We start from the raw sequence: 25,792 nt of genomic DNA on the forward strand, positions 1-25,792 counted from the left end.
ATGGACGTCAACATGACCTATGCCACCCAGGACATCTGGACCTGGTGGCTTGCCATCTATCTCTATTTCGGCGGTTTGGGTGCGGCGACGCTCGCGGTGACCTTCCTGACCGACATGTATCTCAAACCCCACCGCCATCTGGTGATCTGGGGCGCCGGTGCCGGCGTGGTGCTGCTGGCGCTGGGTTCGCTCATGCTGTTCGGCCATCTGCTCGACAAGACGGCCGTGCTCAACGTCCTCAATCCGATGATCCTCTTCCGCAAGCCGGATGCCTGGATCGCCTGGGGCACCCAGTTCATCATCTGGATGATGGTGTGGGGCGTGCTCTATGCCTTGCCCTATGTGCGCGAGACCGACTTCCCGCGTAAGGTGCCCGGACTCAGGAACCTCATCGATCGACCCTTCGTCGTCACCATCGGCACGCTGGTGCAGCGCTTCCATTACACGGTCGGCTGGCTCGCGGTTATCAACGGGGTTGGGGTCGCGGTCTACACGGGCCTGCTGCTGCAGTCCTTTCCGGCCGTTGCGCTCTGGCACAATCCGGCGGTGCCGCTGCTCTTCACCGTCTCGGCCTTCTCGACCGCCATGGCCTTCCTGTTGCTGCTGATGTACACCCTGATCAACGATCAGGCCGACGAATACATCCGGGTGCTCTATGAGCGTATCGACTTGGTGCTCATCGCCGCCGAACTGGTCATCCTCTTCTCGCTCTACCAGTACCTCAAGAACGGGTCCGAGTCGGGGGTGCGCTCGCTGGAGCTGCTCTGGAACGACTACGGTTGGCTGATCGGCTTCATCGGTTTCGGTCTGATCGTGCCCTTTGTTCTGGAGCTCAAAGGCGTCATCAAGGGCTGGGCGACCCGTGTGCCCATCATCACCGCCTCGATCCTGGTGCTCACCGGCGGCTATTTGCTGCGTTACTACTTCATGTACGCCGGCGTCTACGCCTATCCATGGTGAGTCAGAATCCGAGCTCTGCCGGGGCCGTTCAGGGTGCCGGAACACGCCATGCTCCTGCGCATCTGCGCCGTCTCTCCGTCCTGCTGTCCATGCCGGAGGAGGGGGCGCTCGATGCGCTGCGCGAGATGTCCGATCAGGTCCCTTGGCTCGGGGAGGCGGTCGCCGAACTGGAGGGCGTCGCCCTGGATCGCTGGCAGGCCGAGCACACCTGGCTCTTCGTCAGTGGCTATCCCAAAACACCCTGTCCGCCGTTCGAGTCGGCCTATCGCCAGGGACAGATGGGGGGCACCATGGCCTCGGATCTCGTCGCCTTCTATCGGCGCGTCGGTCTCGAGCCGGAAGGCGTGCCGGCGGACTATCTGGGAACGCTTCTGGAGTGTGCCGCCTATCTCGCCGACCTGGCTCGCTCAGAGGAGACCGAATCTGCCCCCTGTCTGGTGGTCGCGTTGGAGCGCGAGCTGTGGCAGGAGCATCTGGGGCATTGGCTGCCGCGCTTTGCGGTCGATCTGGAGCGTGCCGCCCAGCTCAAACTGTATCGTGCGCTCGCCGTCCAGCTCGGCGCGCTGATGGAGGAGTGCGCGATCGATGGCGATGGATGAGGTCGGTTGGCGGGTTCTGGGTCCTGAGTTCGGCGACGACGAGGCGCTTTCCGCCGAGGTCTTGGCGGTGCACCGGTCCTTGCTCGATGGTCCATTGGCGGGCGATCCGTCGCTCAATCTGGCGCTGCCGATCCAGGTCCGTGCCCTGAGGCGTGTTGAGGACTGGCGGGTGCTTCTGCTGCTCACGCCTTGGATGTTCGCGCGCCTGCTCTTTCCCGACCGGCCGCTCGACCTGGATCTGCCGTTCGGCTGGTCCGCGGCCGAGCGTGACCAGGCCGACTATCTGGTTCTGGGGCCTATGCTGACTCCGGAACTCCTGGGTCGGGTCCAGCGTGCCCATCTGAACTATCACCCCAGACTTGGGCATTATCTGCTCCAGCCCATCTGTCTCGATCTGGAGCGCTATACGGATCCGGAGTCGGTGTTCGAGGAGTGGAATGCCGTTATCCGGACCCGCGACGAGAACATGGAGCAGGCCAAACGCGACTGTCCCATGCAGCAGGAAATCTCGCGCCGCGAGCTCTTTCGACGCCTCAAGCCGAATGCCTGATCGACCGCTCTTTCCGGTTCGTCCGGGTATTACGGCAATCTGCGAACCAGCTCCCGCTTTGTCCCCCAAGAACGTCCTAAGCTGATATCGAAAGGAGACGTTGAGGTAACGCGAAACCGCTGGATACCACATCAATGGTGACGGATCTGAAAGGATCCGGTCCTCCCGGCCTCGGATACCAGGTGTGCGATGGACCGCTCCACGCAGTCGGTCAGCCCATGGGAGGTGTCCAATGACATACGTCTATCAATGGTTCGGTGCGCTCAACGGCTGCGCCTTCCTCTACGGTTGCATGCTCGGGATGACCTCGCAGATGATGCGTCAGGCCGGTAACCCGCTCTATCTGCCGCGCCCGACCGGAGCGGCCGGCACGCCGAGTCCCCACGACCCGACGGTCGACCCTCGACCTTCCCACTGAGGCCCCATCGAGCGCAGCGGAATCCAGGAACGGGTCTCGGTCAACGCCAAGATGTCGGCTTGACGAGACGCGGTCCCTGGATTGCGCTCGCGCTGCATCCGGGCGACGCGGGGATCTTCAGGCCACTCCCAATCGGTTTGCGATCCGCGTCCATAAGGCCGTTACGGCCTTGGTGGCGGCATGATCTTCGCCCTCGTCGATCAGGCTGTGTCTGTTGGCGAGTGCGCGATGCACCGCTGGATCGAAGGGGATGTCTCCGGCGATCTCGACGCCCGCGCCATCGCACCAGTCGCGAATCATGGCGCTGTTCTGGGGACTCAGGTCGTGCTTGTTGATGCAGACCGTCAGAGGAACCCGGAAGTGCGCGCACAGCCCGGCGACCCGTTGCAGGTCGTGCAGTCCGGAGGGCGTCGGTTCGGTAATGGCCAGGACCAGATCGACGCCCGTGATGGCCGCCGTCACCGGACAGCCGGTACCGGGCGGCCCGTCGTTTAGGATCAGCTCCGCGTCTTCTTCCTCGGCCAGCTGTCTGGCCTGGCGTCGCACCAGCGTCACCAGCTTGCCGCTGTTGTCCTCGCCGATGCCGAGCCGGGCATGGACCAGGGTGCCGCGTCGGGTGTCGGAGATCCGCCAGTCGCCGCAGATGTGGTCTTCCATCTGGATCGCCCATTCGGGACAGATACGGGCGCAGAGACCGCAGTGCTCGCAGGCCAGTTCGTCGATGACGTAGCCCGCATCGAAGTCGAGCTGGATGGCGTCGAAACGGCATTGGCTCTGACAGATCCCGCATTCGGCGCAGAGCTCGGGGTCGATACGCGGGCTGCGCATGGCGCTGAATGGCTCGACGCTCCGGGGCTCGGGATCGAGCAGCAGGTGCAGATTGGAGGCGTCCACGTCGCAATCGGCCAGCACCTTGCGATGGGCCAGCGCGGCGAAGGCCGCGCTCACCGTGGTCTTGCCGGTGCCGCCCTTGCCGCTGATGAGGGTGAGTTCCTTCATGCGGCCATGTCCTCCTGAATTCGCTGATACAGTGTCTGGAAGCGCTCGCGCCAGATGGGATCGGCCTCGACCCAAGGCTTGCCTTCTGCATAGGCCTCGGCGAGTCCTCGGTCGAATGGGATCTCCATCAGCACGGGGACATCCTCCTTGGCGCAGAAGTCCTGCACAGCGCGGTCTCCGATGTCGCTGCGGTTGAGCACCAATCCGCAGGGCAGGCCGAGCCTGCGCGCCACGGCGAGTGCGAGCTCCAGGTCGTTGAGCCCGAACGGCGTGGGTTCGGTGACCAGCAGGCAGTAATCGGCCCCGTGCAGCGTTTCCACCATGGGGCAGGCGGTGCCGGCCGGTGCGTCGAGGATGCCGATACGTCCCGGTCTCAAGCGTTGCTTGGCCGCCTTGATCACGGCCACAGTGGCCGTTTCGCCCAAATTCAGCAGACCCTGGGCGAATCCGATGGAGTGTCGATCACGCTGTATCAGCCCGCATTCGATCGATCCGATCTCCTGGGCGGTCTCTTCGATCGCACCCGGTATCCGGCACACCTGTTCGCAGACCCCGCATCCGTGGCAGAGCTCCGAGAACAGCAGGACCCGCTGTTTGGTCAGGGCCAGTGCGTTGAACTCACAGGCATCGGCGCATTCGCCGCAGCGGGTGCAGAGCTCGGGATCGATGCGTGGCAGCGGTTTGGTGACGGCGGAGCGTTCGAGGAGCTCCGGGTGCAGAAACAGATGCCCGTTCGGTGTCTCCACATCGCAGTCGATGTAGTCCGTTTCCGTCAGGGCGAGCGCCAGACTGGTGGCCACCGACGTCTTGCCGGTGCCGCCCTTGCCGCTGGCGACGGCGATCGTCAGTGGTCTCATGAATCAGGTCCGTCCGCGACGGCCCAATCCCTTGCCGGCACCCGTGCCCCGTCCGGCGCCGCGACCTCCACCGCATCCGCCACCACCGCCTCCGGCGCGTCTGCAGCGACCGGCGCCAGGTCCAGCGCCCATGCGCGATGGGGTGAGGGCGACGGCTGGCGCCGTAGACGTCACCAAGGCCGATGCCTCGCGCACACTGCCCGAGGCGCCCTCGACGATGCGCAGACCGCTGTCCCGAAGCACGGCTGTGGCCTTGGGACCGCACTGCCCGGTCAGCAGGACATCGGCCTCCTGATCCAGGACCCATTGGGCGGCCTGGGTTCCGGCGCCGCCGGCGGCGTCGAGGAAGGGGTTGGAAACGGCCTCAATGGCACCGGAATCGGTGTCGAGGCGGACGAAATAGGCGCAGCGCCCGAATCTGGGGTCCAGGGCGGCATCCAGATCCTGACCGGTGGATGTGGCAATGATCTTCATGAGTTGACTCCGATGGCAAGGCGTCGAGGTGAATTGGCGCCGGATGAAATGGGTTGCATGCGCTGTGGGATCAGTGCTTGTGGTCGCATTCGGCGATGCCGTCGACCGCGCCCGCGAGATAGGCGTCCAGGGTCTCTGCAACACTCGGACGCGCCCCCGTGACGACCTGGATCCCGAACTGGCTGAACCATTGGATGGCCTTGGCGCCCATGCCGCCGGCGACGACCACGTCGGCACCGAGCGAGTGGATGAACTCCGGGATCTGGCCGGGCTCATGGTGCTCGGCATAGGGATTGGCATGGACCTGGGTGTCGACGATCTTGCCGTCCGCGTCGATCTCGGCCAGCAGAAAGTGGCTGCAATGTCCGAAATGCATCGACATTTCGCCAGCAAGACCACGGTCGTCATTCGCCGTCAGTACGATTTTCTTCATCTTGGATTCCTGAATGTTCGGTGGGTGATTGATCGGTCGCCGCGTCGAGTGGCTGCCCCTTGATGGTTCTCTGGGTCGCGTCCGTTGCGTGGGCATCGGGCTCGACCAGCAGTCGCTTGCCATGGATCAGTGCCTCGGCAAGCTTGCGCCGGGCCTCGGCCAGGGTGCGCGACAGGGTGCTGCGCGAGATCCCCATCCGTTGGGCGCTCTGCTCCTGGTAGAGTCCTTCCAGGTCGGTCAACCGCAATGCCTCCAGTTCGTCGGCGCGCAGGATCAGTGTCTCCAGCTCGCGGCTCTCGCGTCCGCAGGGCTTGAAACAGCGCACGCTGGGCGTGAGTCCGATACAGCGGGCACGTCTTCGTCTGCCTGGCATGAGGTTCTCCTAGGGGTGAGCTACTCGTCACTCGGGATCTCATTAAAATGCACATATGTGCATTGGTGCATTGAGAATTATCAGACCGATCCGGTGGGAAATCGCGGCGCGCTGGATTCTCCTTGAATGAAGGGAGAGGATGCAGCGGTGTTTTTCATGCCTTGCGGCGCGACCGATTCGGGCGGCAATGACATGAAAATTCATAAAATTAGAAGACTCTAAAATTTGATCGAACCGTGTTAAGATCCGCGAGATTTTGGAGCGAGGAATCAACTAATGACCAACGCAGAGAACACATCCGCCGATGTCAAGTCGGCCTCCGGAGCGACGCGTCCGAAAGGTCGCTCGCTCGTACTATTGACCTTCATCTTGGCCATCGTCTTCGTCGGTTCTGGCCTCGTCGGTCATGCGCCCTGGAAGCTGCACGAGGTGCAGAGTCTGGAGATGGTGCAGACGATGGCCGACAGCGGCGATTTCGTCGTGCCCATGCAGGCGGGGCAGCCCGCGCTCGATACGCCTCCACTCTATGTCGATGCCGCCACCCAGATCATGGAGCGGCTGGCGGATGGCGTTCCCAAGGCCGATGCCGCGCGTGTGACCAGCGGCCTCTTTCTGGCGGTCACGTTGCTGTTCGCCGGACTGCTCGGTCGGCTGACCTGGAAACCGGCCGAGTCCAAGGGTGTCGGGCCGGCCGGGTCCATGACCGTCCTGCTTCTGATCGGCACGCTGGGCCTCTTCTGGTTCGGGCATGACGCGGTCGCCGACAGCGCCCTGTTGGCAGGTGCCACCATGGGGCTGTACGGTCTTCTGCTGTTGCCGAAACGTGTCCTTTTGGGCGGGCTTTGGTTCGGTACCGGACTCGGTATCGCCTTCATGGCGAAGGGTCTGCTCGGGCCGGCGATTCTGCTGATTACCGCCCTGGCGATGCCCTTCCTGGCCACCTGGGGTGGATTGGGCCGACAGATTCGCGGGATCATCGTCGGACTCCTGTTCGCTGCGCCCTGGCTGCTGTTCTGGCCCTGGCTGCTGCATGAGCGCGATCCGCAGCTCTTCGATCAATGGCTGTGGGGCAACACGCTCGATCTCTATCTGAACAACCTCGCCCTCGGCACCCCGGAAGAGAATATCCGCTGGCTCTGGACCGGACTTCTGATCGCCTTCCCGGCCTGGTTGCTGGCCCCCTTGGCCTTGCTGGTGCGTCCCTTCGCCTTCTTCGGTCTGCCCGGTGTGCGCCTGGCCCTGCTGGCGTCTCTGGTCGGCTGGGTGGTCATGCTGGTTGCCGAACCGGCCCAACCGATCGATGCACTGATGCTGCTGGTGCCGCTGGCGGTGCTCGGAGCGGGTGCCGTCACCCGCATGCCTGGCATCCTGGTGCTGCCGATCAAATGGTTCTCCGCGCTCCTGTTCGCCGCCGTGGCGATCGCGCTGTGGGGGCTGTGGGGCTATCTGCGCTTCGGTGCCCAGTTGCCCGAGATCGCACAGCTGAACGCCTTTATCCCGGCCGACTACAGCTTCGTCTTCCAGCCCGGGCTCTATCTGGTTGCGGCCTTTGCGACCGTCATCTGGCTCTGGATCGTCATGCGCTTCCGTTCGCCCAATCCGTCGGCGCTGCTGGTCTGGCCGGCTGGTGTCGTCATGGCCTGGGCCTTGCTGACCCTGCATCAGCCTCTGATGGATCAGATCATCGCCGAGCGCGGCATGATCAAGGAGCCTGTCGTGGGTCAGATCGCGCTCCTCTTCCAGGAGCCGAGCGAGGCCGAAGCCTCTCCAGCCACTTCAGCGGCATCGGTGCCCGCCACCGAGCAGCCCGCTACTCAGGCCGTCGAAACGCCTTGAGCCCCGTCCTGGAGGCGCGTTTCGCGCGCCTCCAGGTCATTCCTCCTCGATACTTCTGGTCTGGATAGATCCGAGACTGTTCCCTGGATTGGTGCGCCGCATCCAGGCTGCGCAGGTCTACGGGGGCTGGGTGCGAGGCAGTTCGATTCTGAATTCGGCACCTGGTTCGCGGCCGATCAACTCGACCCGTCCATCCATGGCGAGTGTGAGGCGTCGGACCAGGGCCAGTCCGATGCCGGTTCCCGAGATGGCACGCTGCTTGGCTTCCTCCCCGCGATAAAAGAGTCTGAAAACACGGTTGCGCTGGCCTCTAGGGATGCCCGGTCCGAAATCGCGCACGCTGAGACAGATCCGTTGCTCGCCACGAGACTCGCATGCGATCCGGATGCGGCGCTCGGGGGTATCGGCTGCGAATTTGAGTGCGTTGTCGACCAGGTTGATGAAGATCTGGACGAAGGCATCCGGATCCACCTGTACCCAGCCGGGCGTGTCGCACACGATCTCCAGGACGAATCCAGCCCGCTCGACCTGGGCCGCGACCCGCTCGTGCACCGTTTGCATCAGTGTCTCGACGGCGATTGGCTGGATCTCCAGGACCAGTGCGTCGCGTCCGATGCGGGCGAGTTGCAGCACGTTGGCGATGAGTCGCGACAGACGCTCGCTCTCTTCGTGGATCAGGCGGTAATAGGTCTGCTTGCGATGCTCGGCGGCGAATCCGGCACTCAGCATCTCGGCGTACATGCGGATCGATGTAAGCGGCGTCTTCAGTTCGTGGCTCACCGATGACACGAAGTCCTGTTGCTGACGGACCAGCTCGATCTGTCCCATCCCCAGCCGATACATGAGCCAACCGCCGGCCAGGAGCACCGAGGCCAGGGCTGCCGCCATCCAGCCGATGACGGCTGCGCCCGGCGGGTTGGGTAATCGGGTGACGCTGAAGATGAGTTCGAGTCCGCCGAAGGGCTCTTGCATGCGCGTGCGATAGAGCGGGCTGCCGCTCAGCGCCGGCGTGCCGCTGACGAGGGTGCGTTCCGGTGGCGAGCGGAAGCTGGCGAGCGATTCGCCTCGATAGGTCAGTGTCAGATCGCAGTTGCGGGCCAGGGCCGTCGTCTCGAAGGTCTCTCCGGCGATCGCCTCCAGGAAGGCCCCTTGCTTGATGAGCGCGCCCTGGATGATGCGCTCGCCGTCGCGCCAGACGCTGCGGAACAGCAGGAAGTGCCCGCTGTCCAGCCGACCGACCTCCATGGGTTCGATAGCGGTGTCGAAAAGCTGAACGGAGTGTCGGTTCGACAACTCGGCAACCGGTGCGCTGGGCGTGCTTGCAGCCGCTGGCGGTTCCTCAAGCCCGAGGCTGTCACTCGGTTCGCTCGGTGATGATTTGGCCTGCGCTGTCTCGGCCTGTTCGCTCAGCTCGGCAGACCGCTTGGCACGTCGCTTGGTGAGCGACGAGACGTCGCTCGTCGCATCCTCGGCGAGTCGCTCGAAGGCGGCCTGAGAGAGTCGGTTGGATGCCGGACGGGGTGATGGGTGCGCGTTGAGCGAATTGTCCTGGGTCCTGTCGTATCGGTAGGCGCTCTGTTCGTTCGCATGTCGTTCCAGCTCCGCAGTCTGGATATCGGTCCGAGCGGTGGGGGTGTCGAGTTCGCGCGCGCCGCGCTCGACCAGCCGATTGCCGACCAGGATGTCTTCGATCCGCTGAGATTGTGCCTGGCGTAGCGCGATCTGGCCCGAGTCGAGCCCGAAATCGGATGGCGATACGCCAGGTTCCGGGACCAGCGGTGAGCTGAAGCGGCCGTCCGCGCGGACCTGGAACCAGCCGACGAGTCCGGGGATGGCCTGGGTTGCCGTCAGCTCGGACAGTGGCGAGCGGCGAGGATAGGCGCTTGCGGTCCCGATGACGAAACCATAGTCGTCGATTCCGCGCGATTCCTCGTCGCGAACCAGTTGGGCCAGGGCGCGGTCGATCCGGGCGGCGAATTCCTCGGCGGCGATCTGTTGCTGGCGGAAGGACTCCCATTTGATCTGGTCGTAGGCCTTGTCGACCAGCAGGAGGCTCGGGATGGCGAGCGCGAGCACGAACGACAGGATTCCGAGCCGCAGCCGGGTCCGGGCGTTGCTCATCTCCAGTCCGCTCATTCGACCAGGCGGTAGCCGACACCGCGCACCGTGACCAGACGAGACGGATCGCTCGGATCCGGTTCGATCTTACGGCGCAGCTTGGCGATATGGATGTCGACGGTGCGTGTCTCCAGACCGCAATCGCGGGCGTATCCCCAGACCTTGTTCAAGAGTTCCTCGCGCGAGACCGTGCGTCCGCGATGCGCGGCCAGGTAGGCGAGGATGTCCATCTCGCGGCGGGTGAAGAGGAGTTCTTCGTCGCCACGTCGTCCGCACAGTGACTGGTTGTCCAGCTCAAGATCGCCGATACGGATCGGCGAGTCGGTGTCCTCGCGTCCCTGCGCGCGGCGCAACACGGCCTGGACCCGTAGAACCAGTTCGGTGACCGAGAAGGGCTTGGAGACATAGTCGTCGGCCCCGAGCCGCAGCCCTTGAATGATGTCGCTGTCCGCGCTGCGGGCAGTCAGCATGATGATCGGCTGGGTGCGGTCGACCGCGCGGATGCGGTCGCAGATGGCGAATCCGTCGAGTCCAGGCAACATGATGTCGAGGAGCAGCATGTCGAAGGTCCCGGTCAGCGCCTTGGCGAGCCCGGTCGGTCCGTCGGAGGCCGTTTCGACCTCGTACCCGTGATAGACGAAGAGGTCTTCCAGCCCGATGCGGATGGCCGCTTCGTCCTCGACGATCAGGATGCGCGGCTTGGTCGAGGTGCTCATAGTCGGTGAGAGATGCTCCAGTTTGGGCGCTTTCGGAAGGCTAACACCCGTGCGTTCTGGCACGGGTAAATTCACTGTAAAAGATGCGTGTCGGGTTTTACCAAACCCTGTCTGGGTGCGTCGCCGCGTCCTCCGTAGACTGAAATCGCTATCACACGAGCGATGTCGGAGGTATGACGATGACGATCCTGTTCCGAATGGCGCGACTGCTGCGCGCCGATATCCATGCGCTGCTCGACCGGTTCGAGGCGCCCGATCTCATTCTGTCCCAGGCGCTGCGCGAGATGGAGCAGGCGCTGGATCGCGACCGTCAGGAACTGGCGCGGCTGGAGCGCGAGTCCAGATGGTTCGCCGAGCGCGAGGCCGAGTTGCAACGCCTGGCGCGGGACGAGGAGGGTGCGTTGACCGACTGTCTCGTCGCCGGCCAGGACGATCTGGCGCGCTCGGTCATCCGACGTCGTCTGGAACGCGAGCGCCAGGCTGAATCTGTCCGTCGCGGCGCGGCGGGCATCGCCGAGACCCGCGCGGGGCTGGAGCGAGAGATCGCCGCGAGGTCGGGGCGTCTGGCCGAGCTGCGCGCCCAGGCGGCGCTCCATGAAGAGACCCAGGTCGAGGATCCGATGCATCCGCGCGCGTTCGACCTGGATGCCGTTTCGGTCGTGCGCGATGCCGATGTCGAGATCGCTCTGTTGCGCGCCAAGCGTGCGCGGGAGTCGCGGTCATGAAGAAACCCGGTTTCGGTGAAGGCGTTCTGGTCGCCCTGGTGGCGGCGATCCTGGGCGCGGTCGTATTCGACGGCTTGACCCTTTTGGTTCCGGCGTCTGTCGCGGCGAATTGGGTGCTCATGGGGCTCGGGTTTGGCTATGTCCTCTACCTGCTCGGGCGCGCCGATCCCTCGGTGGGGCGGCTGCCGCTGTTCTTGCTCTGGCTGGCTGTCACCCTGGTGTCCTGGTCGCTGACCTCGGATTTCGGGATTTTCTGTCTCGCTCAACTGGCCGTTCTCTGGCTGGTGCGAGCACTCTGCTTCCATGCCGGTCCGGTCGCGGCTGCGATGGATCTGGGGCTGTTCCTGCTTGGCGGTTTGGCCGGGTTCTGGGCCGCTCAGCGCACTGGTAGTCCATTCCTCGTCATCTGGACCTGCTTCCTCGTCCAGGCGTTCTTCGTCTACATCCGTCGGCCAACAGGGGCAGTGTCCGGTGCGTCGGTTGAGTCTGACGCCTTCGGCCAGGCCGAACGGGCCGCAGAGCGCGCCTTGAGCCGTCTCTCCCGGTTCTGAAGCAAATCACACACCGAACTTCACACGCAGAGGTCCATCGCCATGAAATCGCAGTCCATCCGATCCGCTTTCAAGAACCGCCCCGCGCTCAAGATCCGGCTGTTGGCCGTGAGTCTGCTCGGGCTCACCGCCGCCGCCTTGCTCTATTACCCGAGCCTCATGTCCGCCGAACGGGGCGTCCCCGACCAGCCGGTCCAGCAGCCGGCGGTGCTCGGTATGCCGGATAGCGCCCAAACGCCGGTCATCGAGGCCGTTTTCGTGCTCGACACTACAGGCAGCATGGGCGGTCTCATCCAGGCCGCCAAGGACAAGATCTGGTCGATTGCCACCAGCATGGCATCGGCGCAGCCGGCCCCCGAGATCCGCATGGGGCTCGTCGCCTATCGCGACCGGGGCGATGACTATGTCACCCGGGTGGTCGATCTGTCGTCCGATCTGGATGCCATTCAGGCCCAGCTCATGCGCTTTCAGGCCCAGGGCGGTGGCGATGGGCCGGAGAGCGTCAATCTGGCGCTGAACGATGCGCTGCACCGGATCGGCTGGAGTCAGGGGGCGGGCGTCTATCGGGTCATCTTCCTGGTCGGCGATGCCGAGGCGCATATGGACTATCAGGACGAGGCCCAGTATCCGGCGATCCTGAAACAGGCACGCCGTCAGGGGATCCGCATCAATGCCATCCAATGCGGCGACCTCTCGGGGACGCAGGAGCAGTGGCGGCACATCGCCCAACTGGGCGATGGGAGCTATTTCCAGGTCGGCCAGTCTGGAAGCGCCGTGGCCATCGCCACGCCCTTCGACGAGACCTTGGCCAAGCTCGGTGCCGATCTCGACGACACCCGGCTCTATTACGGCGCGGCGGACGAGCGTGCGCACAAACGCGACAAACTGGCCGCGACCAAGGCGGTCCAGGCCGAGGCGTCTGCGGCTAGCCAGGCGCGCCGCGCCGAGTATGCCTCGACCAAGAGCGGCGCGGCCGGTCTGCTCGGCGACAAGGAGTTGATCGAGGAGGTGTCGACGGGGCGGCTGGCGCTGGAGGATCTTCCGGCCGAGCAATTGCCCGAGCCGCTCAAGGCGCTGGAGGTCGAGCAACAGCGTGAGCTGATCGCCAATCAGGCGGCCAAGCGCGATGCGCTGCGCCAGGAGATCCAGCGGGTCTCGGCCGAGCGCGCCAAGTATCTCAAGGATAGGCTCTCCGAATCGGGCGATGCCGAATCTTCGCTCGACAATAAGATCTTCGGCGCAGTCCGTGAGCAGGGGGCCGATGTGGGCCTCTCATTCGGATCTGCGGCACCGGCCTATTGAGTCTCGACGGAGACCGAGACATCCGTGCTCGCTGGTGGTGCGGATGTCGCCCCATCTTGACCCTGCAAACCGCTCACGCGATAGTGCCGCGCGTTTCCTCCATCAAGCAGATCTACATCATGTCAACATCCACTCGGGAGAGCGTCTCCCTGGTTCTCGGAAGCGGTGGCGCTCGGGGTCTCGCTCATATCGGAATCATCGAATGGCTGAACGATCACGGCTATCGTATCGCCTCGATCAGCGGTGCATCGATGGGGGCGCTGGTCGGCGGTATCTATGCCGCTGGCGAGCTGGATGCCTACAAAGGCTGGGTCTGCTCGCTGGGGAGGACCGACGTGCTGCGGTTTCTCGACTTCGCCTTCAGCGGTGAGGGGCTGCTCAAGGGGGATCGCATCATGGATACGCTGCGCGAGATGGTCGGGGAGTGCGCGATCGAGAATCTCCCGATCAACTTCACGGCGGTCGCGACCGACATCGAGCGTCAGCGCGAGGTCTGGATCACCGAGGGACCACTCTTTGACGCAGTGCGGGCCTCGATCGCCGTCCCCGGTGTCTTTACCCCCTATGAGTACCAGGGCATGACGCTGGTGGACGGTGGCTTGCTCAATCCTGTTCCGATCGCGCCGACCTTCCGCGACTTCACCGATCTGACCATCGCGGTCAATCTCAACGCCAAGGCGTCTCGATCGAAGCGGACGGATCCGCCGCCTACGCCCCGAAAATCTGAGCCGGATCGCGGCTATCAGGCGCGGATAAGGCAGTTTCTTGACGCGATCGGGGAGAATTTGATGAGTTCGGGGGATCAGCGGTTGGGCGTCTTCGAGCTGACGACGCGCTCCTTCGAGACCATGCAGAACGCCATCGCGGCGACCAAGATCTCGGGCTATCGGCCCGACGTGCTCATCGATGTCCCGCGTGACTCCAGCGCCGCGCACGAATTCCATCGTGCACGGGAACTCATCGACTTGGGGTATTCGCTCGCGGAATCGGCGATGGGGGCTGGCCGAAACTGAGTCGCGGAGATCGGGAGTGCCGCGAGCCTCCGTGGACGATTCGACTCAGTGTGCGGACGCCTTGATGGCCTCTTCGCGGGTGAAAAAGGCGTTGTCACGGACGAATCCGGAGACGATTTCTGTGCGTGCCGCCGTAACGTGGCCTTCGGCGTCCCGATCGGCGATCCAGGACTCGGGCAGGCCGTCCAGTACATGGATCGGGGCCAGGGTCCCGTCACTGAAGCGTGACAACAGATATTCGCCGGTGATGCGGTTGAGATAGCCGGGACGGAATCCGTCGTTGCGATTGTTCTGACTGATCCCGCGTGTCTGGGCATAGAGCCGGTTTTCGTCACGTAATGACATTTGGGTCAGTGCACCGCGCAGGCGCTGTGCGCGCTCGCGCTCCCGCTCCCGCTGGACATCCTGGGTGATCGTGACGGTCTGAAGCTGTTCGTTGTACATATCTTCACTCCCCATTCGGAGATTCGGCGGCGGGTCTTTCGGCTTCGAGTCAACCAATGCCTCTTTGGCACTGTTAAACCAAGCAAACCTCGCGCCAGTCCCGCCGAATTCGTCTCGCCCACTGTTGGGTGAGGCGCTTCATTTAGGTTATCGGCAGATTCGTCCGTTCCAGTACCCTTCTGAGAACGAAACTGGAATGTACCCCTGAAACACCGTCGATGCGTGTGATCCTGTTCAATAAAAGCTCTTGATAGGCATCCATGTCACGAACAATTACCTTAAGTTGGTAATCTGCGTCACGTCCCGTGATCAATAGGCACTCCAAGACCTCTGGCATCTCCTGCACGGCCGTCTCGAAACGCTCGAAACGCTCCGGTGTGTGCCGATCCATCGAAATGCTCAGGATCACCATGAGGTTGAGTCCGAGTCGCTGGGCATCCAGCCAGGCCCGATAACCACGGATGACGCCCGACTCCTCCAGCGCCCTGACGCGTCTCAGGCAGGGCGAGGGGGAAAGCCCGATGCGTTCCGCAAGGTCCTGATTGCTCATGCGTCCATCCTGTTGGAGTTCCTCCAGGATGCGTCTGTCGTAGCGGTCCAATGTGACCCTCTCCTCCTCGATACACGCGAGGGATCTCTTTGATGAACGCCTTCTTGGCGTGGCGAATATTGGCAGAATATTGCTGATTATCTGCTTCATGCGCCTTTATTCGCAATCCTCTGTCGTGCGGCTCGACGTATCCTTTCAACCGTCGACCAACCAGTCGGCATCTGCGGCAAGCGCTCACGAGGCGCGCGCCATCAGGCTTCGGATCCTAACCCGGATCGGAGCGGCCCGAGCCCTACCAGGGAGAGGCCAGAGATGTTTTTCACGCCAATCAATTCCAATGATCAGGGAGAATTCCATGAGCAGTTTCGACCACCGCAGATATCGCCCCGGCCCGGTGGTGCATCTGCCCAACCGCCAATGGCCGAACCGAACCGTTCAGACTGCGCCCGCTTGGACCAGTGTGGACCTGCGCGACGGCAATCAGGCACTGATGGAGCCCATGGGCGTGACCCAAAAGCGCCGTCTTTGGAACCTGCTGGTCGGAATGGGATTCAAGGAGATCGAGGTTGGTTTCCCCGCCGCCAGTCAGCCGGATTTCGATTTTGTCCGCTGGCTGATCGACGAGCGACAGATTCCAGAGGACGTGACCATCCAGGTTTTGGTTCAGGCGCGCGAGGATCTGATTCGCAAGACCTTCGAGGCACTGCGGGGTGTCTCCCGGGCCATCGTGCACGTCTATAATTCGACCTCGCCTGCTCAGCGCGACTGGGTGTTCGGTCAGGATCGTGACGGCGTGAAGGCGATCGCCCGCCGGGGCGCCGAGTGGGTGCTGGCCGAATCGCGCCGCTATCCGCAGACCCACTGGACCTTCCAGTATTCGCCGGAGAGCTTCACGGCTACAGAGTTGGATTATGCGCTGGAGGTCTGCGAGTCGGTCCTGGACGTTTGGGAGCCGACCCCGGAACGGCCCAGCATCATCAACTTGCCGGCGACGGTGGAGGTGGCCAGCCCCAATGTCTTTGCCGATCAGGTGGAATATTTCTCCACCCATATCGGGCGACGCGAGGCGATCGTACTCTCGGTTCATACCCACAATGACCGTGGTGGCGCGGTCGCTGCTGCCGAGCTGGCCCTGTTGGCGGGGGCCGACCGGGTCGAAGGAACCTTGCTCGGCAACGGTGAACGGACCGGCAATGCCGATCTCCTGACCTTGGCCATGAACCTCTACAGTCAGGGCGTGGATCCGCGCCTGGATCTGAGCAATCCGGACGAGATCGTGCGGGTTTGCAACGAATGCACCGGTTTGCCGGTGCATCCGCGCCATCCCTGGGTCGGCGAGCTGGTCTACACGGCCTTTTCGGGAAGTCACCAGGATGCGATCCGCAAATGTCTGGCGCGCCAAACGCGCGAGGAGCCCTGGCAGGTGGCCTATCTGCCGATCGACCCGCAGGACTTGGGGCGTAACTATGAGGCGGTGATCCGGGTCAACAGCCAGTCGGGCAAGGGCGGGGTGGCATTCGTCTTGGAGCGAGAGTACGGGCTGGTGCTGCCGCGCTGGATGCAGGTGGAAATGGCCCGCCTGGTTCAGAAAGAGACGGAGACGCGTGGCGGCGAGATGGATCCGGCCAGCATTTACGCCATTTTCGAGCGTTGCTTCATGACGGATCGCAGCCCGTACCGCTTGATCGGATACCGTCTGGATCGCAATGACAGCGATCGCATCGAGGTCCGGATCGGTTCTGCTGCGGGCGAACAGATCCTGCATGGCGCGGGGCAGGGGGCCATTGCGGCCTATGTGGACGCCTGGACGCGTTGGAGCGGACGATCGCTGCGGATCATCGACTATCAGGAGCATGCGATCGGTGCCGGGACCGACGCCGAGGCCGTGGCCTATGTGCAGCTGGAGATGGAGGGAGTCCGGGTTGCTGGCGCGGCGATCGATCGCGATACGGTCGCGGCATCACTGCGCGCGGTGCTCGCGGCGCTGAACCGGAGCGGGGCGGAGTGGATGCAGGCCGCTTGAGGTTTGGTACGCAAAAAAGCGCGAAAAATCTGGCGCGACGTCAAGGGGGCGGGTCATATGACCCGCCCCCTTGAACTTAGGCGATATGCGGAAACCGCCTTACCGTCAGGCCGACAGAAGGTCTGTCTCGGCGGCTGAGGTGTCGAACGTGGACGAAGAATCCTGCGGGACGACATTCAATGCGTTGCTGAGAACGCGCGGTGTCCGGCGAAGAATCTCGGGATGATCGCTTAGAACCACTACGGTGGCTCCAATGCGCTGGAGCCGTTCGTTCAGCATCCAGAGTAGCGCAAGCCCCGAGTCGAAGACTCGATCGAGCCTGGTGAGATCCAGGATGCAGGTGCGCAGGGTCGTAGGGATGGTGGCTGAAACCAGACAGACGTCTTCGGATATTGTCAGGTCGAGATCGCCATGGAAGGACAGGTCCAATCTGTCTTCACTCGGAATAAACGACGTAATCATCGGCATTAACCCATCCTCCTGTGGTGCGCCGTGGGCCGATACCCCAAGGCTGCAGCAATGAAAACTGGTCCTGATCGGACCGCTACAATCCCGGAAACCGGCTGCGCGTCGATTATGGACCCATTGATCCGTATTGCCCAGTATTCTTTTTAGGTATTTATCGCAAGGCTCTGAGCTAGATCGGAGGGATCGGTTTTAAGCCTATATTATAGAAGGAAATAAGACGAGAGTGTAGTCCGTAAGATTACTTACCGTGACGTTTGCGGGGTGCGATCCATGTGGGCTCACGTCGGCAATCGATCTCGGAGGCGGCCCCCATTGAGCGGTCAAGAGGGAAGTAGAAGCAGCTCCGGGGGGTCGATGCCCCAGTTTTTCGGCAGTTCGGCGCCGACGATGCGTTCCTCGGATGCCTTGTTGATACGGGATAGATCGAGATCGCTGACTGCGAGGAAGCGCCGCTGCTTGGCGTCCATGACGATCCGGATCACCGGCTTGAACAGATCCTCGCGTCCGGATTCGATGACCACGCCCAACCTGCCACTTCGCAGTTTTACCAGGGTGCCTACGGGATAGATGCCGACGCAGCGGATAAACTGCTGGACCAGTTCCGGATCCAGATGATGGCGCCATTCCAGGAGTTTGCGTAGCGCTTGATGCGGCTCGACCCCCTTGTGATAGACGCGCTCGCTTGAAATCGCATCATAGATGTCGACGATGGCGGCCATTTTGCCGTAGAGCGAGATGCCTGGGGCGGACTTTTTGTTGGGGTAGCCGCTGCCGTCCATGCGCTCGTGGTGTTCAATGGCGACCGCCAGGGCGATCGACGGGAAGTCGGGAATCTTGGACAGGATGTGATGGCCCTGATCCACGTGCCCGCGCATGATGTCGAACTCCTGCTCGGTCAGTCGTCCCGGTTTGTTGATGATGCGACCGGGGATCATGGCCTTGCCGATGTCGTGCAGTATGGCTCCAAGGGCGATGTCCTCGATCTCTTGTTGCTCCATGCCCATCGCTCTGGCGAAGCAGGTCATGAGGACGGCAACGTTGACCGAGTGCTCGAACTGATAGAGCCCGACGCGCCGAATTCGGCTGAATGCAAGCAGGGCATCCGGATTGCGGAACACGGAGGACACCAGATCGCTGATCAGCGGGCGTGCCTGATCCAGGCTGGGGGCCTTGCCGAGACGGGCGGCGCTCATGAAGTCGCCGATGAGGGCGATCGCTTCGGTATGAATACGTTTCGCCGCGAGGCGCTCGACGCTGAGCGGAACCTCGTGCGCCTCTCCGCCGCCCTCTTGGGCGACCTCGGCCAAATTCTCTTCCAGCGCCTGGTTGACCTCCGTTTCGGTCGGCGCCTCTTCGACGTCCAGCCCGTACTCGGTATCGATGTAGAGTTCGCGGATTCCGAGCGTGCGGATCTTTTCCAGGGCGTTGTCGCTCTTGAGCATGAAGCGGCTGCGGATGAATCCGTGATCCAGCCAGCCACAGTTCAGATCGTGGATGTACATGCCGATCTGGAGTTGATCCACCGCGATCTTCTTGATCATATCGATGCGTTCTCCGGCAATAGCGGGGATAGATATCCGGTTCGACCTAGACGTCTATCCGGTCCAGCATTTCGCTAGCGTGTTCGCGTGTCTTGAGAGTGATCTCCGTTCCGCCGAGCATGCGGGCGATCTCCTCGATCCGGTTTGCGTCGTCCAATGGCTCGATGCGCGTATGGGTCTGGCCATCGATGGCTTCTTTGCGCACCCGATACTGTTGGTGGGCCTGCGCCGCGACCTGGGGCAGGTGGGTGACGCAGAGCACCTGGCGCGAGGCGCCGAGACGGCGCAGGAGACGTCCGACGATCTCGGCGATTCCGCCGCCGATACCGACGTCGACCTCGTCGAACACCAGGGTTGGGACGCTGCCGCAACTGGCGGTGGCGACCTGGATCGCCAGGCTGATGCGCGAGAGTTCGCCGCCCGAGGCGACCTTGACCAGTGCCTGAAGTGGCTGCCCCGGGTTGGCGCTGACCAGGAATTCGATCCGTTCCAGACCGCCGCCTCCGGCGCGTTCCGGCTCCAGGTCTTCGATTCGAACCTCGAACCGGCCTCCGGCCATGCCGAGTTCCTGCATGGAGTCGGTGACCGTCTCACCGAGACGCGATGCGCTCTGGGCGCGGGCCGCACTGAGTTCGCGTGCTCGGTCGAGGTAGTGCTTATAGGCGGCGTCGCGCTTCGCGCGCAGCGCGTCCAGGGTGATGTCGGCCGCCTCCAGCGTTTCCAGTTCGGAGCGACGTTCGACCAGAAAATCGGGTAACTGGTTGGGAAAGACCCGGTATTTTCGCGCCAGGTCGTGAATCAGGGCGAGACGCTCGGCGACGGTATCCAGTGCGCCCGGATCGATTTCGAGTCCGTCGAGATAGTGTCTCAGGCTGGCGGCGGCCTCTGCGGCATTGATCGCCGCAGTTTCGAGCAGATCCCGGCAGACGCCGAGTTCGGGATCGATTTCCAGAAGTTCGTCGACCTCGCTGGTTGCCGATCTCAACTGGTCCTCCAGCGAAGGCTCGGTTTCCGACAGAGTCTGGAGGATGCGCGCCGCGCTCTGCTGGAGTCGATCCAGATGTCCGAGTCGGCGCTCTTCCTGACTCAGTGCTTCGATTTCGCCCGGATTCAGGTCGAGACGCTCCAGTTCATCGACAGTGAAGCGCAGCAGGTCGAGCCGGGCGGCCCGGTCATGGCTGGCCGCTTCCAAGGTCGAGAAATGCTGTGCCAGTGCGCGGTAGTCGGCAAAGGCCGCAGCGACCGTCTGGGCGAGTGCGGTCTGTCCGCCGTAGGCGTCGAGCAGATCGCGCTGCGCCGTGGCCCGCAGCAGTGACTGGTGGGCGTGCTGTCCGTGGATGTCGACGAGTAGATCGCCCAACGCCCGCAGTTGGCCGCCATTCGCTGGTCTTCCATTGATATAGGCCCGCGATCGGCCCTTGCGCGGGATCAGGCGGCGCAGGATGCAGACGCCCTCGTCGTCGTCCAAGTTCTGTTCGGCGAGCCAGCGGGCTGCCGGGGGGCAGTGCGTCAGGTCGAGTTGAGCGACGATTTCGGCGCGCTCGGCACCCGCGCGGATGAGACTGGCCTCGGCCTTGTCGCCCAGGACCAAGCCGAGTGCATCGATAAGGATCGATTTGCCGGCGCCGGTCTCGCCCGTGAGCGCGGTCATGCCTGCGCTCCAGTCGAGTTCCAGGCTGCTGACGATCACCAGGTCGCGAACGAGCAGATGGCTCAGCATATCGACTCCCGAGTCGCGGGCGTGTTGTGTCCCCAATGCAGTTTGGCGCGCAGGATCGTGTAATGATCGTGCCCCCTAGGGTGTAGCAGGCGCACCTGGTTGGGGTGGCGTGCGATCTCGACGACTGAGTCGGGCGGCAATTGACGGATGATTTGTCCGTCGCATGTCACCTGGACATGCCCCAAATCGTGTGCGAGCACGCGAATCTCGATGCGCCGGTTACCCGGCACCACCAGCGGACGGTTGCTCAGATCGTGCGGGCAGATGGGGACGAGCAGGATGGCGTCGAGCGCGGGATCGACCAGCGGACCGCCGCCGGAGAGCGCATAGGCGGTCGAGCCGGTCGGCGTGGATACGATGAGGCCGTCCGAGCGTTGGATGTTGACGAAGACCCCGTCGATATAGGTCTCGAACTCGATCATCCGTGCGGTATTCCACTTATGGATGGCGACCTCGTTGAAGGCGGGGTAGGGCTCGCTGGTCTGCGTACCGGTGCGCACCAGGGCGCGCAGCATGGAGCGGGACTCGGATTCGAACTCACCGGCGATTACCTGGTCGATGGTGGTTTCGATTGCGTCTGGAGACACGTCGACCAGGAAGCCGAGCCGGCCCAGGTTGATGCCCACGAGCGGCACGTCGTGGACGGCCATGCTGCGGGCGGCGTGCAGCAATGTGCCGTCGCCGCCAACGATGATGATGAGATCGCTGCGGGCGCCCAATTCCGACGCGGCCACCGCCGCGCCGACATCGGCATCGAGCAGATGTGCGCCTTCGGCGTCCAGTAGGACCTCCAGGGCATGTGAGCGTAGATGATGGACGAGACGGCGCAGCGTCCGTTGCACCCGCTCGGGATCTCCTTGTTTGGCAACGATGCCGACGGTTTCGAATAGCGGCATGGATCTTCTGAATGATGGATGGGCAAGGCCGGGGAGAGAGAACGCACAAACGTTAGCATGGGGTCCAAGTGACGCCAATACCGCCGCTGAAGTCGGGGCTGCGACGGCGGGTCTTGGTGTTCATCGCATTGTGCTCTGATGTTGGTGGTTTCGGTGCGTCTTTTTTTCAGTGGCTTAGGTGCTCTAGATACGGTTGTTCATCCCCGCGTCATCGCGGAAATGCTGGCGATTTCGGCCTTCCTGGGGGCGGCTCGAACGTTGGTTCGGCTGGAACGAGCCTTGACAGTATCCATGCGAATCCCTAAATTGCGGTGTTAGCACTCTATGTAGGTGAGTGCTAAAGCACGGATCCGGGAATTGGCCCGGTTACGGCACAATAATCAACGGGTATCGGTGGCAAGACTTGGCTAACGACACGCGAAGCGGTGACTCCCAGGTAAGCGATCGTGCGCAGCATTTCCTGAAGGCGCTGGTCGAGCGCTATATCAGGGACGGGCAGCCTGTCGGCTCGCGAACCTTGGCGAAGGATACCGGGCTGGAGCTCAGTCCCGCCACCGTGCGCAATGTTATGTCCGATCTGGAGGATCTGGGGCTGGTTGTATCGCCCCACACCTCGGCTGGACGGGTCCCGACGGCGGCCGGATACCGGATGTTCGTCGATTCGCTGCTCACGGTGCGGCCACCCTCGCCGGATGATATCGCTTCGCTGCAAGGCCGTTTCGAATTCGGGATGGATTCGAAGACCCTGGTCGAGACCGCATCGAATCTGCTGTCCGGGATCACGCATCTCGCTGGCGTGGTGATGCTGCCGCGCCACGAGCGTACCGCCTTTCGCCAGATCGAGTTGCTGCCGCTGTCCGAGAATCGGGTGCTCGCCATTTTGGTGACCAGCGAGGGCGAAGTCCACAACCGGATCGTCAACACCGACCGGAGCTTCACCGCGTCCGAGTTGGAGCAGGCGTCGAATTTTCTGACCCAGCTGTTCACCGGTCAGGATATCCGCGAGGTGCGCAAGCGTCTTCTGGACGACCTCAAGCACACGCATGCCAACATGGATCAGATCATGGTGCGTGCCCTGGCGCTCGCGCAGGGTGTGGTCGAGTCTGCCGAGTCGCGTGACGATTGCTTCATCGCCGGGCAGACCAATCTGATGGAATTCGGTGAACTGGCGAGCATGGATCGGCTCAAACAGCTATTTGACGCCTTCAACAAGAAGCGCGAGATCCTGCATATCCTGGATCGTTGCATCGCCGCCGACGGCGTACAGATCTTCATCGGCGAAGAGTCCGGATACGGACTTCTCGACGATTGCAGCCTGGTCACGACCAATTATCGCGTCGAGGGCAAGGTGATTGGCGTGCTCGGTGTGATCGGGCCGACGCGCATGGACTACCAGCGCGTCATTCCAATCGTCGATATCACGGCGCGGCTGCTGTCCGCCGCGCTGCGACAGTAATCATAAAGTCACATTTATCCCCGCCGTCCCTGGCGCCGACAGTTGGTGCTGGGATCAGGCTGTACAGAGAATCGGAGGTCATGATGAACGCGGATCCACATCGCCCGGAGTCCACGGAGGAGGGCAGTACGCCACAGGTGGAGGATGCGTCTCTGCGCGCGGCCGTGGATGCCTACATGGAGACGACGGCGGCCGAGCCACCGGCGCAGCAGGGCGCGTCGGGCGAGTCGGAGGCTCAGGCCGAGGGCGAGTCCGAGCAGATCTCGGCCGAGGAGTTGGTCGCCGCGCTTGAGGTGGCGAAGGCCGAAGCCGACGACCATCGCGAGCAGGTGCTGCGCGCGCGCGCCGACATGGAGAATCTGCGTCGTCGGCACAGTGCCGAGCTGGACAAGGCGCACAAGTATGCGCTGGACAATTTCGTGCGCGAACTGCTGCCGGTGCGCGACAGCCTGGAGCTGGGACACCAGGCCGCCATGGACGAGACGGTCGACATTACCAAGCTGCGCGAGGGGACCGAGCTGACCCTGAAGCTTCTGGGCGATGTCATGGATAAATTCGGCGTGTCCCTGATCGATCCTCAGGATCAGCCGTTCAACCCCGAACTGCATCAGGCCATGACGATGCAGCCGCGCGAAGACGTGCCGCCCAACACCGTGGTCGGGGTCATTCAAAAGGGTTACACGCTCAACGGCAGACTGGTGCGTCCGGCGCTGGTCATGGTGTCGCAGCAGGCATCCTGAACCCAGGCTTGAACGGGGTCTGATCCTCCCCAATTCGACTGAATTATTCGGCGCCTCAGCGCCCCTGAAACATTTTTGGAGAAGAAAAAATGGGAAAAATCATCGGCATCGATCTCGGTACCACGAACTCGTGCGTCGCCGTGATGGAAGGCGACAACGTCAAGGTCATCGAGAACTCGGAAGGCGATCGCACCACGCCTTCGATCATCGCCTTCACCGGCGACAGCGAGGTTCTGGTCGGTCAGTCCGCCAAGCGTCAGGCCGTCACCAACCCGGCCAACACGCTCTTTGCGATCAAGCGTCTCATCGGCCGCCGCTTCGAGGATGGCGTGGTCGGCAAGGACAAGGACATGGTTCCGTACAAGATCGTCAAGGCGGATAACGGCGACGCCTGGGTCGAGGTGAATGGCAAGAAGATGGCTCCGCCGGAGATCTCGGCCAAGGTCCTGCAGAAGATGAAGAAGACCGCCGAGGACTATCTCGGTCATGGGGTCAGCGAAGCGGTCATTACCGTTCCCGCCTACTTCAACGATTCGCAGCGTCAGGCGACCAAGGATGCCGGACGTATCGCCGGTCTTGAGGTCAAGCGCATCATCAACGAGCCGACTGCGGCCGCGCTCGCCTACGGCATGGACAAGCAGCGCGGCGATCAGAAGATCGTCGTCTACGACCTGGGCGGCGGCACCTTCGACGTCTCCATCATCGAGATTGCCGAGATCGAGGGCGAACACCAGTTCGAGGTGCTCTCCACCAACGGCGACACCTTCCTCGGCGGCGAGGACTTCGACCTGCGTATCATCGATCATCTGGTCGAGACCTTCAAAAAGGAGCAGGGCTTCGATCTGCACAACGATCCGTTGGCGCTGCAGCGTTTGAAGGAGGCCGCCGAGAAGGCCAAGATCGAGCTCTCCACCAGCCAGCAGACCGATATCAATCTGCCCTATATCACGGCCGATCAGACGGGTCCGAAGCACCTTAACGTCAAGCTGACCCGTTCCAAGCTGGAGTCGCTGGTCGAGGATCTGATCGAGCGCACCATGGCCCCCTGCCGTACCGCGCTCAAGGACGCGGGCGTTAACGCGGGCGAGATCAACGAGGTCATCCTGGTCGGCGGTCAGACCCGCATGCCCAAGGTGCAGGAGAAGGTCGCCGAGTTCTTCGGCAAGACCCCGCGCAAGGACGTCAACCCGGACGAGGCGGTTGCTATCGGCGCAGCCATCCAGGGCGGCGTGTTGGGCGGCGAGGTCAAGGACGTGCTGCTGTTGGACGTCACCCCGCTGTCGCTGGGTATCGAGACCCTCGGCGGCGTCATGACCAAGCTGATCGAGAAGAACACCACCATCCCGACCTCGGCCCAGCAGGTCTTCTCGACCGCCGACGACAACCAGACCGCAGTGACCGTTCACGTGCTCCAGGGTGAGCGCGAGCGCGCGGCCAGCAACAAGTCGCTGGGTCGCTTCGACCTGACCGACATTCCGCCGGCGCCGCGTGGCGTGCCCCAGGTCGAGGTCAAGTTCGACATCGACGCCAACGGCATCCTCAACGTTTCGGCCAAGGACAAGGCGACCGGTAAGGAACAGTCCATCGTCATCAAGGCCTCTTCCGGTCTGTCGGATCAGGAAGTCGATCGCATGGTGAAGGACGCCGAGGCGCACGCCGAGGAGGATCGTCAGTTCCAGGAACTGGTCGCCGCGCGCAATCAGGCCGAGGGGATGATCCATGCGGCCCGCAAGTCGATGGAGCAGCTCGGCGACAAGATGGAATCCGGCGAGAAGGAATCCATCGAATCCGCGATCAAGGAGCTCGAAGAGGCCGTCGCGGGCGAGGACAAGGACCGCATCGAGGCAGCGAACAAGGTTCTGGGCGATCTTTCTGGCAAGATGGCCGAGCGCCTCTATGCCAACGCCGGGGATGCTTCGGCGCCTGGCGCCGAGGCTGGCGAGAACGCCTCGACCGGGAAGAGCGCGGATGGTCAAGACGATGTGGTCGATGCCGAGTTCGAAGAAGTCAAGGACGACAAGAAGTGAGGT

Annotated in this window: 26 protein-coding genes; 13 read left to right on the forward strand and 13 right to left on the reverse strand. The window is 63.0% G+C overall.

Translation table 11 applies throughout. From position 1 onward, the window contains the following. From nrfD to THIDRDRAFT_RS09310, 4 genes are all read left to right on the forward strand, one after another. The gene (gene nrfD, locus THIDRDRAFT_RS09295) at positions 1-960 is read left to right on the forward strand and encodes an NrfD/PsrC family molybdoenzyme membrane anchor subunit (RefSeq protein WP_007040581.1); all 960 of its coding nucleotides are present in this window, start codon (positions 1-3) and stop codon (positions 958-960) included. Beyond that, complete coding sequence (locus tag THIDRDRAFT_RS09300; RefSeq protein WP_007040582.1) at positions 954-1,559, forward strand: TorD/DmsD family molecular chaperone; 606 nt, start codon at positions 954-956, stop codon at positions 1,557-1,559. Before nrfD ends, THIDRDRAFT_RS09300 begins: the two co-directional genes overlap by 7 nt. Then, positions 1,546-2,109: a [NiFe]-hydrogenase assembly chaperone HybE gene (gene hybE, locus THIDRDRAFT_RS09305; RefSeq protein WP_007040583.1), complete on the forward strand. Its 564-nt coding sequence runs from the start codon at positions 1,546-1,548 to the stop codon at positions 2,107-2,109. Before THIDRDRAFT_RS09300 ends, hybE begins: the two co-directional genes overlap by 14 nt. 232 nt (positions 2,110-2,341) lie before the next feature. Continuing rightward, the gene (locus THIDRDRAFT_RS09310; protein WP_007040584.1) at positions 2,342-2,527 is read left to right on the forward strand and encodes a hypothetical protein; all 186 of its coding nucleotides are present in this window, start codon (positions 2,342-2,344) and stop codon (positions 2,525-2,527) included. Positions 2,528-2,644: 117 nt separating this feature from the next. On the opposite strand, the gene THIDRDRAFT_RS09315 is transcribed toward THIDRDRAFT_RS09310, so the two are convergent. The 5 genes from THIDRDRAFT_RS09315 to THIDRDRAFT_RS09335 form a co-directional block, all read right to left on the reverse strand. Next, positions 2,645-3,526 carry an ATP-binding protein gene (locus THIDRDRAFT_RS09315; RefSeq protein WP_007040585.1) on the reverse strand — a complete coding sequence of 294 codons (882 nt, stop codon included), beginning with the start codon at positions 3,524-3,526 and terminating at the stop codon, positions 2,645-2,647. Next, the gene (locus tag THIDRDRAFT_RS09320; RefSeq protein WP_007040586.1) at positions 3,523-4,383 is read right to left on the reverse strand and encodes a nucleotide-binding protein; all 861 of its coding nucleotides are present in this window, start codon (positions 4,381-4,383) and stop codon (positions 3,523-3,525) included. The genes THIDRDRAFT_RS09315 and THIDRDRAFT_RS09320 overlap by 4 nt, the downstream gene beginning before the upstream one ends. A gap of 3 nt (positions 4,384-4,386) precedes the next feature. Further along, positions 4,387-4,857, reverse strand: coding sequence for a NifB/NifX family molybdenum-iron cluster-binding protein (locus THIDRDRAFT_RS09325; RefSeq protein WP_007040587.1), 471 nt, complete (start codon positions 4,855-4,857; stop codon positions 4,387-4,389). Positions 4,858-4,927: 70 nt separating this feature from the next. Further along, entirely contained in the window at positions 4,928-5,290 is a 363-nt protein-coding gene (locus THIDRDRAFT_RS09330) for a NifB/NifX family molybdenum-iron cluster-binding protein (protein ID WP_007040588.1), read from the reverse strand. Continuing rightward, on the reverse strand, positions 5,262-5,663 hold the full coding sequence (locus THIDRDRAFT_RS09335; RefSeq protein WP_007040589.1) for a DUF134 domain-containing protein: 402 nt from the start codon (positions 5,661-5,663) through the stop codon (positions 5,262-5,264). The genes THIDRDRAFT_RS09330 and THIDRDRAFT_RS09335 overlap by 29 nt, the downstream gene beginning before the upstream one ends. 276 nt (positions 5,664-5,939) lie before the next feature. Between THIDRDRAFT_RS09335 and THIDRDRAFT_RS09340 the strand changes: the two genes are divergently transcribed. Next, on the forward strand, positions 5,940-7,499 hold the full coding sequence (locus THIDRDRAFT_RS09340) for an ArnT family glycosyltransferase (RefSeq protein ID WP_007040590.1): 1,560 nt from the start codon (positions 5,940-5,942) through the stop codon (positions 7,497-7,499). Between the two features lie 117 nt (positions 7,500-7,616). Here the strand turns inward: THIDRDRAFT_RS09340 and THIDRDRAFT_RS09345 are convergent, their stop codons facing one another. After that, on the reverse strand, positions 7,617-9,620 hold the full coding sequence (locus THIDRDRAFT_RS09345) for a sensor histidine kinase (protein ID WP_245535811.1): 2,004 nt from the start codon (positions 9,618-9,620) through the stop codon (positions 7,617-7,619). A gap of 11 nt (positions 9,621-9,631) precedes the next feature. Continuing rightward, positions 9,632-10,333 carry a response regulator transcription factor gene (locus tag THIDRDRAFT_RS09350; protein ID WP_007040592.1) on the reverse strand — a complete coding sequence of 234 codons (702 nt, stop codon included), beginning with the start codon at positions 10,331-10,333 and terminating at the stop codon, positions 9,632-9,634. Positions 10,334-10,512: 179 nt separating this feature from the next. Here THIDRDRAFT_RS09350 and THIDRDRAFT_RS23725 point away from each other — a divergent pair, with 179 nt between their 5' ends. The 4 genes from THIDRDRAFT_RS23725 (at position 10,513) to THIDRDRAFT_RS09370 (ending at position 13,924) form a co-directional block, all read left to right on the forward strand. Beyond that, positions 10,513-11,058 (forward strand): PspA/IM30 family protein, encoded by a 546-nt coding sequence (locus THIDRDRAFT_RS23725; RefSeq protein ID WP_007040593.1) that lies wholly within the window; start codon positions 10,513-10,515, stop codon positions 11,056-11,058. Continuing rightward, positions 11,055-11,609 (forward strand): hypothetical protein, encoded by a 555-nt coding sequence (locus THIDRDRAFT_RS09360; protein ID WP_007040594.1) that lies wholly within the window; start codon positions 11,055-11,057, stop codon positions 11,607-11,609. Before THIDRDRAFT_RS23725 ends, THIDRDRAFT_RS09360 begins: the two co-directional genes overlap by 4 nt. A 42-nt stretch (positions 11,610-11,651) precedes the next feature. Further along, a complete protein-coding gene (locus THIDRDRAFT_RS09365) occupies positions 11,652-12,911 on the forward strand; it encodes a vWA domain-containing protein (protein ID WP_007040595.1) in 1,260 nt (419 codons plus the stop codon). A 119-nt stretch (positions 12,912-13,030) separates the two neighbouring features. Further along, on the forward strand, positions 13,031-13,924 hold the full coding sequence (locus THIDRDRAFT_RS09370) for a patatin-like phospholipase family protein (protein WP_040844476.1): 894 nt from the start codon (positions 13,031-13,033) through the stop codon (positions 13,922-13,924). Between the two features lie 45 nt (positions 13,925-13,969). Here THIDRDRAFT_RS09370 and THIDRDRAFT_RS09375 read toward each other — a convergent pair whose 3' ends face one another. Together THIDRDRAFT_RS09375 and THIDRDRAFT_RS09380 are read right to left on the reverse strand one after the other, a co-directional pair. Continuing rightward, positions 13,970-14,368, reverse strand: coding sequence for a hypothetical protein (locus THIDRDRAFT_RS09375; protein ID WP_007040597.1), 399 nt, complete (start codon positions 14,366-14,368; stop codon positions 13,970-13,972). A gap of 142 nt (positions 14,369-14,510) precedes the next feature. Continuing rightward, the gene (locus THIDRDRAFT_RS09380) at positions 14,511-14,969 is read right to left on the reverse strand and encodes an Lrp/AsnC family transcriptional regulator (RefSeq protein ID WP_007040598.1); all 459 of its coding nucleotides are present in this window, start codon (positions 14,967-14,969) and stop codon (positions 14,511-14,513) included. A gap of 304 nt (positions 14,970-15,273) precedes the next feature. Between THIDRDRAFT_RS09380 and leuA the strand changes: the two genes are divergently transcribed. Next, positions 15,274-16,941: a 2-isopropylmalate synthase gene (leuA, locus tag THIDRDRAFT_RS09385; RefSeq protein WP_007040599.1), complete on the forward strand. Its 1,668-nt coding sequence runs from the start codon at positions 15,274-15,276 to the stop codon at positions 16,939-16,941. 105 nt (positions 16,942-17,046) lie between these two features. Here the strand turns inward: leuA and THIDRDRAFT_RS09390 are convergent, their stop codons facing one another. From THIDRDRAFT_RS09390 to THIDRDRAFT_RS09405, 4 genes are all read right to left on the reverse strand, one after another. Beyond that, complete coding sequence (locus THIDRDRAFT_RS09390; RefSeq protein ID WP_007040600.1) at positions 17,047-17,409, reverse strand: hypothetical protein; 363 nt, start codon at positions 17,407-17,409, stop codon at positions 17,047-17,049. 320 nt (positions 17,410-17,729) lie between these two features. Then, a complete protein-coding gene (locus tag THIDRDRAFT_RS09395; RefSeq protein ID WP_007040601.1) occupies positions 17,730-18,950 on the reverse strand; it encodes an HD-GYP domain-containing protein in 1,221 nt (406 codons plus the stop codon). A gap of 46 nt (positions 18,951-18,996) precedes the next feature. After that, positions 18,997-20,670 carry a DNA repair protein RecN gene (recN, locus tag THIDRDRAFT_RS09400; RefSeq protein ID WP_007040602.1) on the reverse strand — a complete coding sequence of 558 codons (1,674 nt, stop codon included), beginning with the start codon at positions 20,668-20,670 and terminating at the stop codon, positions 18,997-18,999. Further along, positions 20,664-21,566, reverse strand: coding sequence for an NAD(+) kinase (locus THIDRDRAFT_RS09405; protein ID WP_007040603.1), 903 nt, complete (start codon positions 21,564-21,566; stop codon positions 20,664-20,666). The genes recN and THIDRDRAFT_RS09405 overlap by 7 nt, the downstream gene beginning before the upstream one ends. 403 nt (positions 21,567-21,969) lie before the next feature. On the opposite strand from THIDRDRAFT_RS09405, the gene hrcA reads away from it, so the two are divergent. The 3 genes from hrcA to dnaK all read left to right on the forward strand — a co-directional run bounded on the left by hrcA (position 21,970) and on the right by dnaK (position 25,789). After that, positions 21,970-23,022 (forward strand): heat-inducible transcriptional repressor HrcA, encoded by a 1,053-nt coding sequence (hrcA, locus tag THIDRDRAFT_RS09410; RefSeq protein ID WP_040844423.1) that lies wholly within the window; start codon positions 21,970-21,972, stop codon positions 23,020-23,022. Between the two features lie 83 nt (positions 23,023-23,105). Continuing rightward, complete coding sequence (gene grpE, locus THIDRDRAFT_RS09415; RefSeq protein ID WP_007040605.1) at positions 23,106-23,762, forward strand: nucleotide exchange factor GrpE; 657 nt, start codon at positions 23,106-23,108, stop codon at positions 23,760-23,762. A gap of 89 nt (positions 23,763-23,851) precedes the next feature. Beyond that, a complete protein-coding gene (dnaK, locus tag THIDRDRAFT_RS09420; RefSeq protein WP_007040606.1) occupies positions 23,852-25,789 on the forward strand; it encodes a molecular chaperone DnaK in 1,938 nt (645 codons plus the stop codon). The last annotated feature ends 3 nt before the right edge of the window (positions 25,790-25,792 follow it).

Source organism: Thiorhodococcus drewsii AZ1, from assembly GCF_000224065.1.
Classification (GTDB): domain Bacteria; phylum Pseudomonadota; class Gammaproteobacteria; order Chromatiales; family Chromatiaceae; genus Imhoffiella; species Imhoffiella drewsii.

Coding starts and splice junctions, on each gene's coding strand:
- THIDRDRAFT_RS09320 (WP_007040586.1), bottom strand. CDS start 4,383: ATGAGACCACTGACGATCGCCGTCGCCAGCGGCAAGGGCGGCACCGGC.
- THIDRDRAFT_RS09345 (WP_245535811.1), bottom strand. CDS start 9,620: ATGAGCAACGCCCGGACCCGGCTGCGGCTCGGAATCCTGTCGTTCGTG.
- THIDRDRAFT_RS09325 (WP_007040587.1), bottom strand. CDS start 4,857: ATGAAGATCATTGCCACATCCACCGGTCAGGATCTGGATGCCGCCCTG.
- THIDRDRAFT_RS09335 (WP_007040589.1), bottom strand. CDS start 5,663: ATGCCAGGCAGACGAAGACGTGCCCGCTGTATCGGACTCACGCCCAGC.
- THIDRDRAFT_RS09340 (WP_007040590.1), top strand. CDS start 5,940: ATGACCAACGCAGAGAACACATCCGCCGATGTCAAGTCGGCCTCCGGA.
- hybE (WP_007040583.1), top strand. CDS start 1,546: ATGGCGATGGATGAGGTCGGTTGGCGGGTTCTGGGTCCTGAGTTCGGC.
- THIDRDRAFT_RS09360 (WP_007040594.1), top strand. CDS start 11,055: ATGAAGAAACCCGGTTTCGGTGAAGGCGTTCTGGTCGCCCTGGTGGCG.
- THIDRDRAFT_RS09375 (WP_007040597.1), bottom strand. CDS start 14,368: ATGTACAACGAACAGCTTCAGACCGTCACGATCACCCAGGATGTCCAG.
- THIDRDRAFT_RS09370 (WP_040844476.1), top strand. CDS start 13,031: ATGTCAACATCCACTCGGGAGAGCGTCTCCCTGGTTCTCGGAAGCGGT.
- THIDRDRAFT_RS09315 (WP_007040585.1), bottom strand. CDS start 3,526: ATGAAGGAACTCACCCTCATCAGCGGCAAGGGCGGCACCGGCAAGACC.
- grpE (WP_007040605.1), top strand. CDS start 23,106: ATGAACGCGGATCCACATCGCCCGGAGTCCACGGAGGAGGGCAGTACG.
- THIDRDRAFT_RS09390 (WP_007040600.1), bottom strand. CDS start 17,409: ATGCCGATGATTACGTCGTTTATTCCGAGTGAAGACAGATTGGACCTG.
- leuA (WP_007040599.1), top strand. CDS start 15,274: ATGAGCAGTTTCGACCACCGCAGATATCGCCCCGGCCCGGTGGTGCAT.
- THIDRDRAFT_RS09395 (WP_007040601.1), bottom strand. CDS start 18,950: ATGATCAAGAAGATCGCGGTGGATCAACTCCAGATCGGCATGTACATC.
- THIDRDRAFT_RS09330 (WP_007040588.1), bottom strand. CDS start 5,290: ATGAAGAAAATCGTACTGACGGCGAATGACGACCGTGGTCTTGCTGGC.
- THIDRDRAFT_RS09405 (WP_007040603.1), bottom strand. CDS start 21,566: ATGCCGCTATTCGAAACCGTCGGCATCGTTGCCAAACAAGGAGATCCC.
- THIDRDRAFT_RS09350 (WP_007040592.1), bottom strand. CDS start 10,333: ATGAGCACCTCGACCAAGCCGCGCATCCTGATCGTCGAGGACGAAGCG.
- THIDRDRAFT_RS09300 (WP_007040582.1), top strand. CDS start 954: ATGGTGAGTCAGAATCCGAGCTCTGCCGGGGCCGTTCAGGGTGCCGGA.
- THIDRDRAFT_RS23725 (WP_007040593.1), top strand. CDS start 10,513: ATGACGATCCTGTTCCGAATGGCGCGACTGCTGCGCGCCGATATCCAT.
- THIDRDRAFT_RS09365 (WP_007040595.1), top strand. CDS start 11,652: ATGAAATCGCAGTCCATCCGATCCGCTTTCAAGAACCGCCCCGCGCTC.
- dnaK (WP_007040606.1), top strand. CDS start 23,852: ATGGGAAAAATCATCGGCATCGATCTCGGTACCACGAACTCGTGCGTC.
- THIDRDRAFT_RS09310 (WP_007040584.1), top strand. CDS start 2,342: ATGACATACGTCTATCAATGGTTCGGTGCGCTCAACGGCTGCGCCTTC.
- recN (WP_007040602.1), bottom strand. CDS start 20,670: ATGCTGAGCCATCTGCTCGTTCGCGACCTGGTGATCGTCAGCAGCCTG.
- nrfD (WP_007040581.1), top strand. CDS start 1: ATGGACGTCAACATGACCTATGCCACCCAGGACATCTGGACCTGGTGG.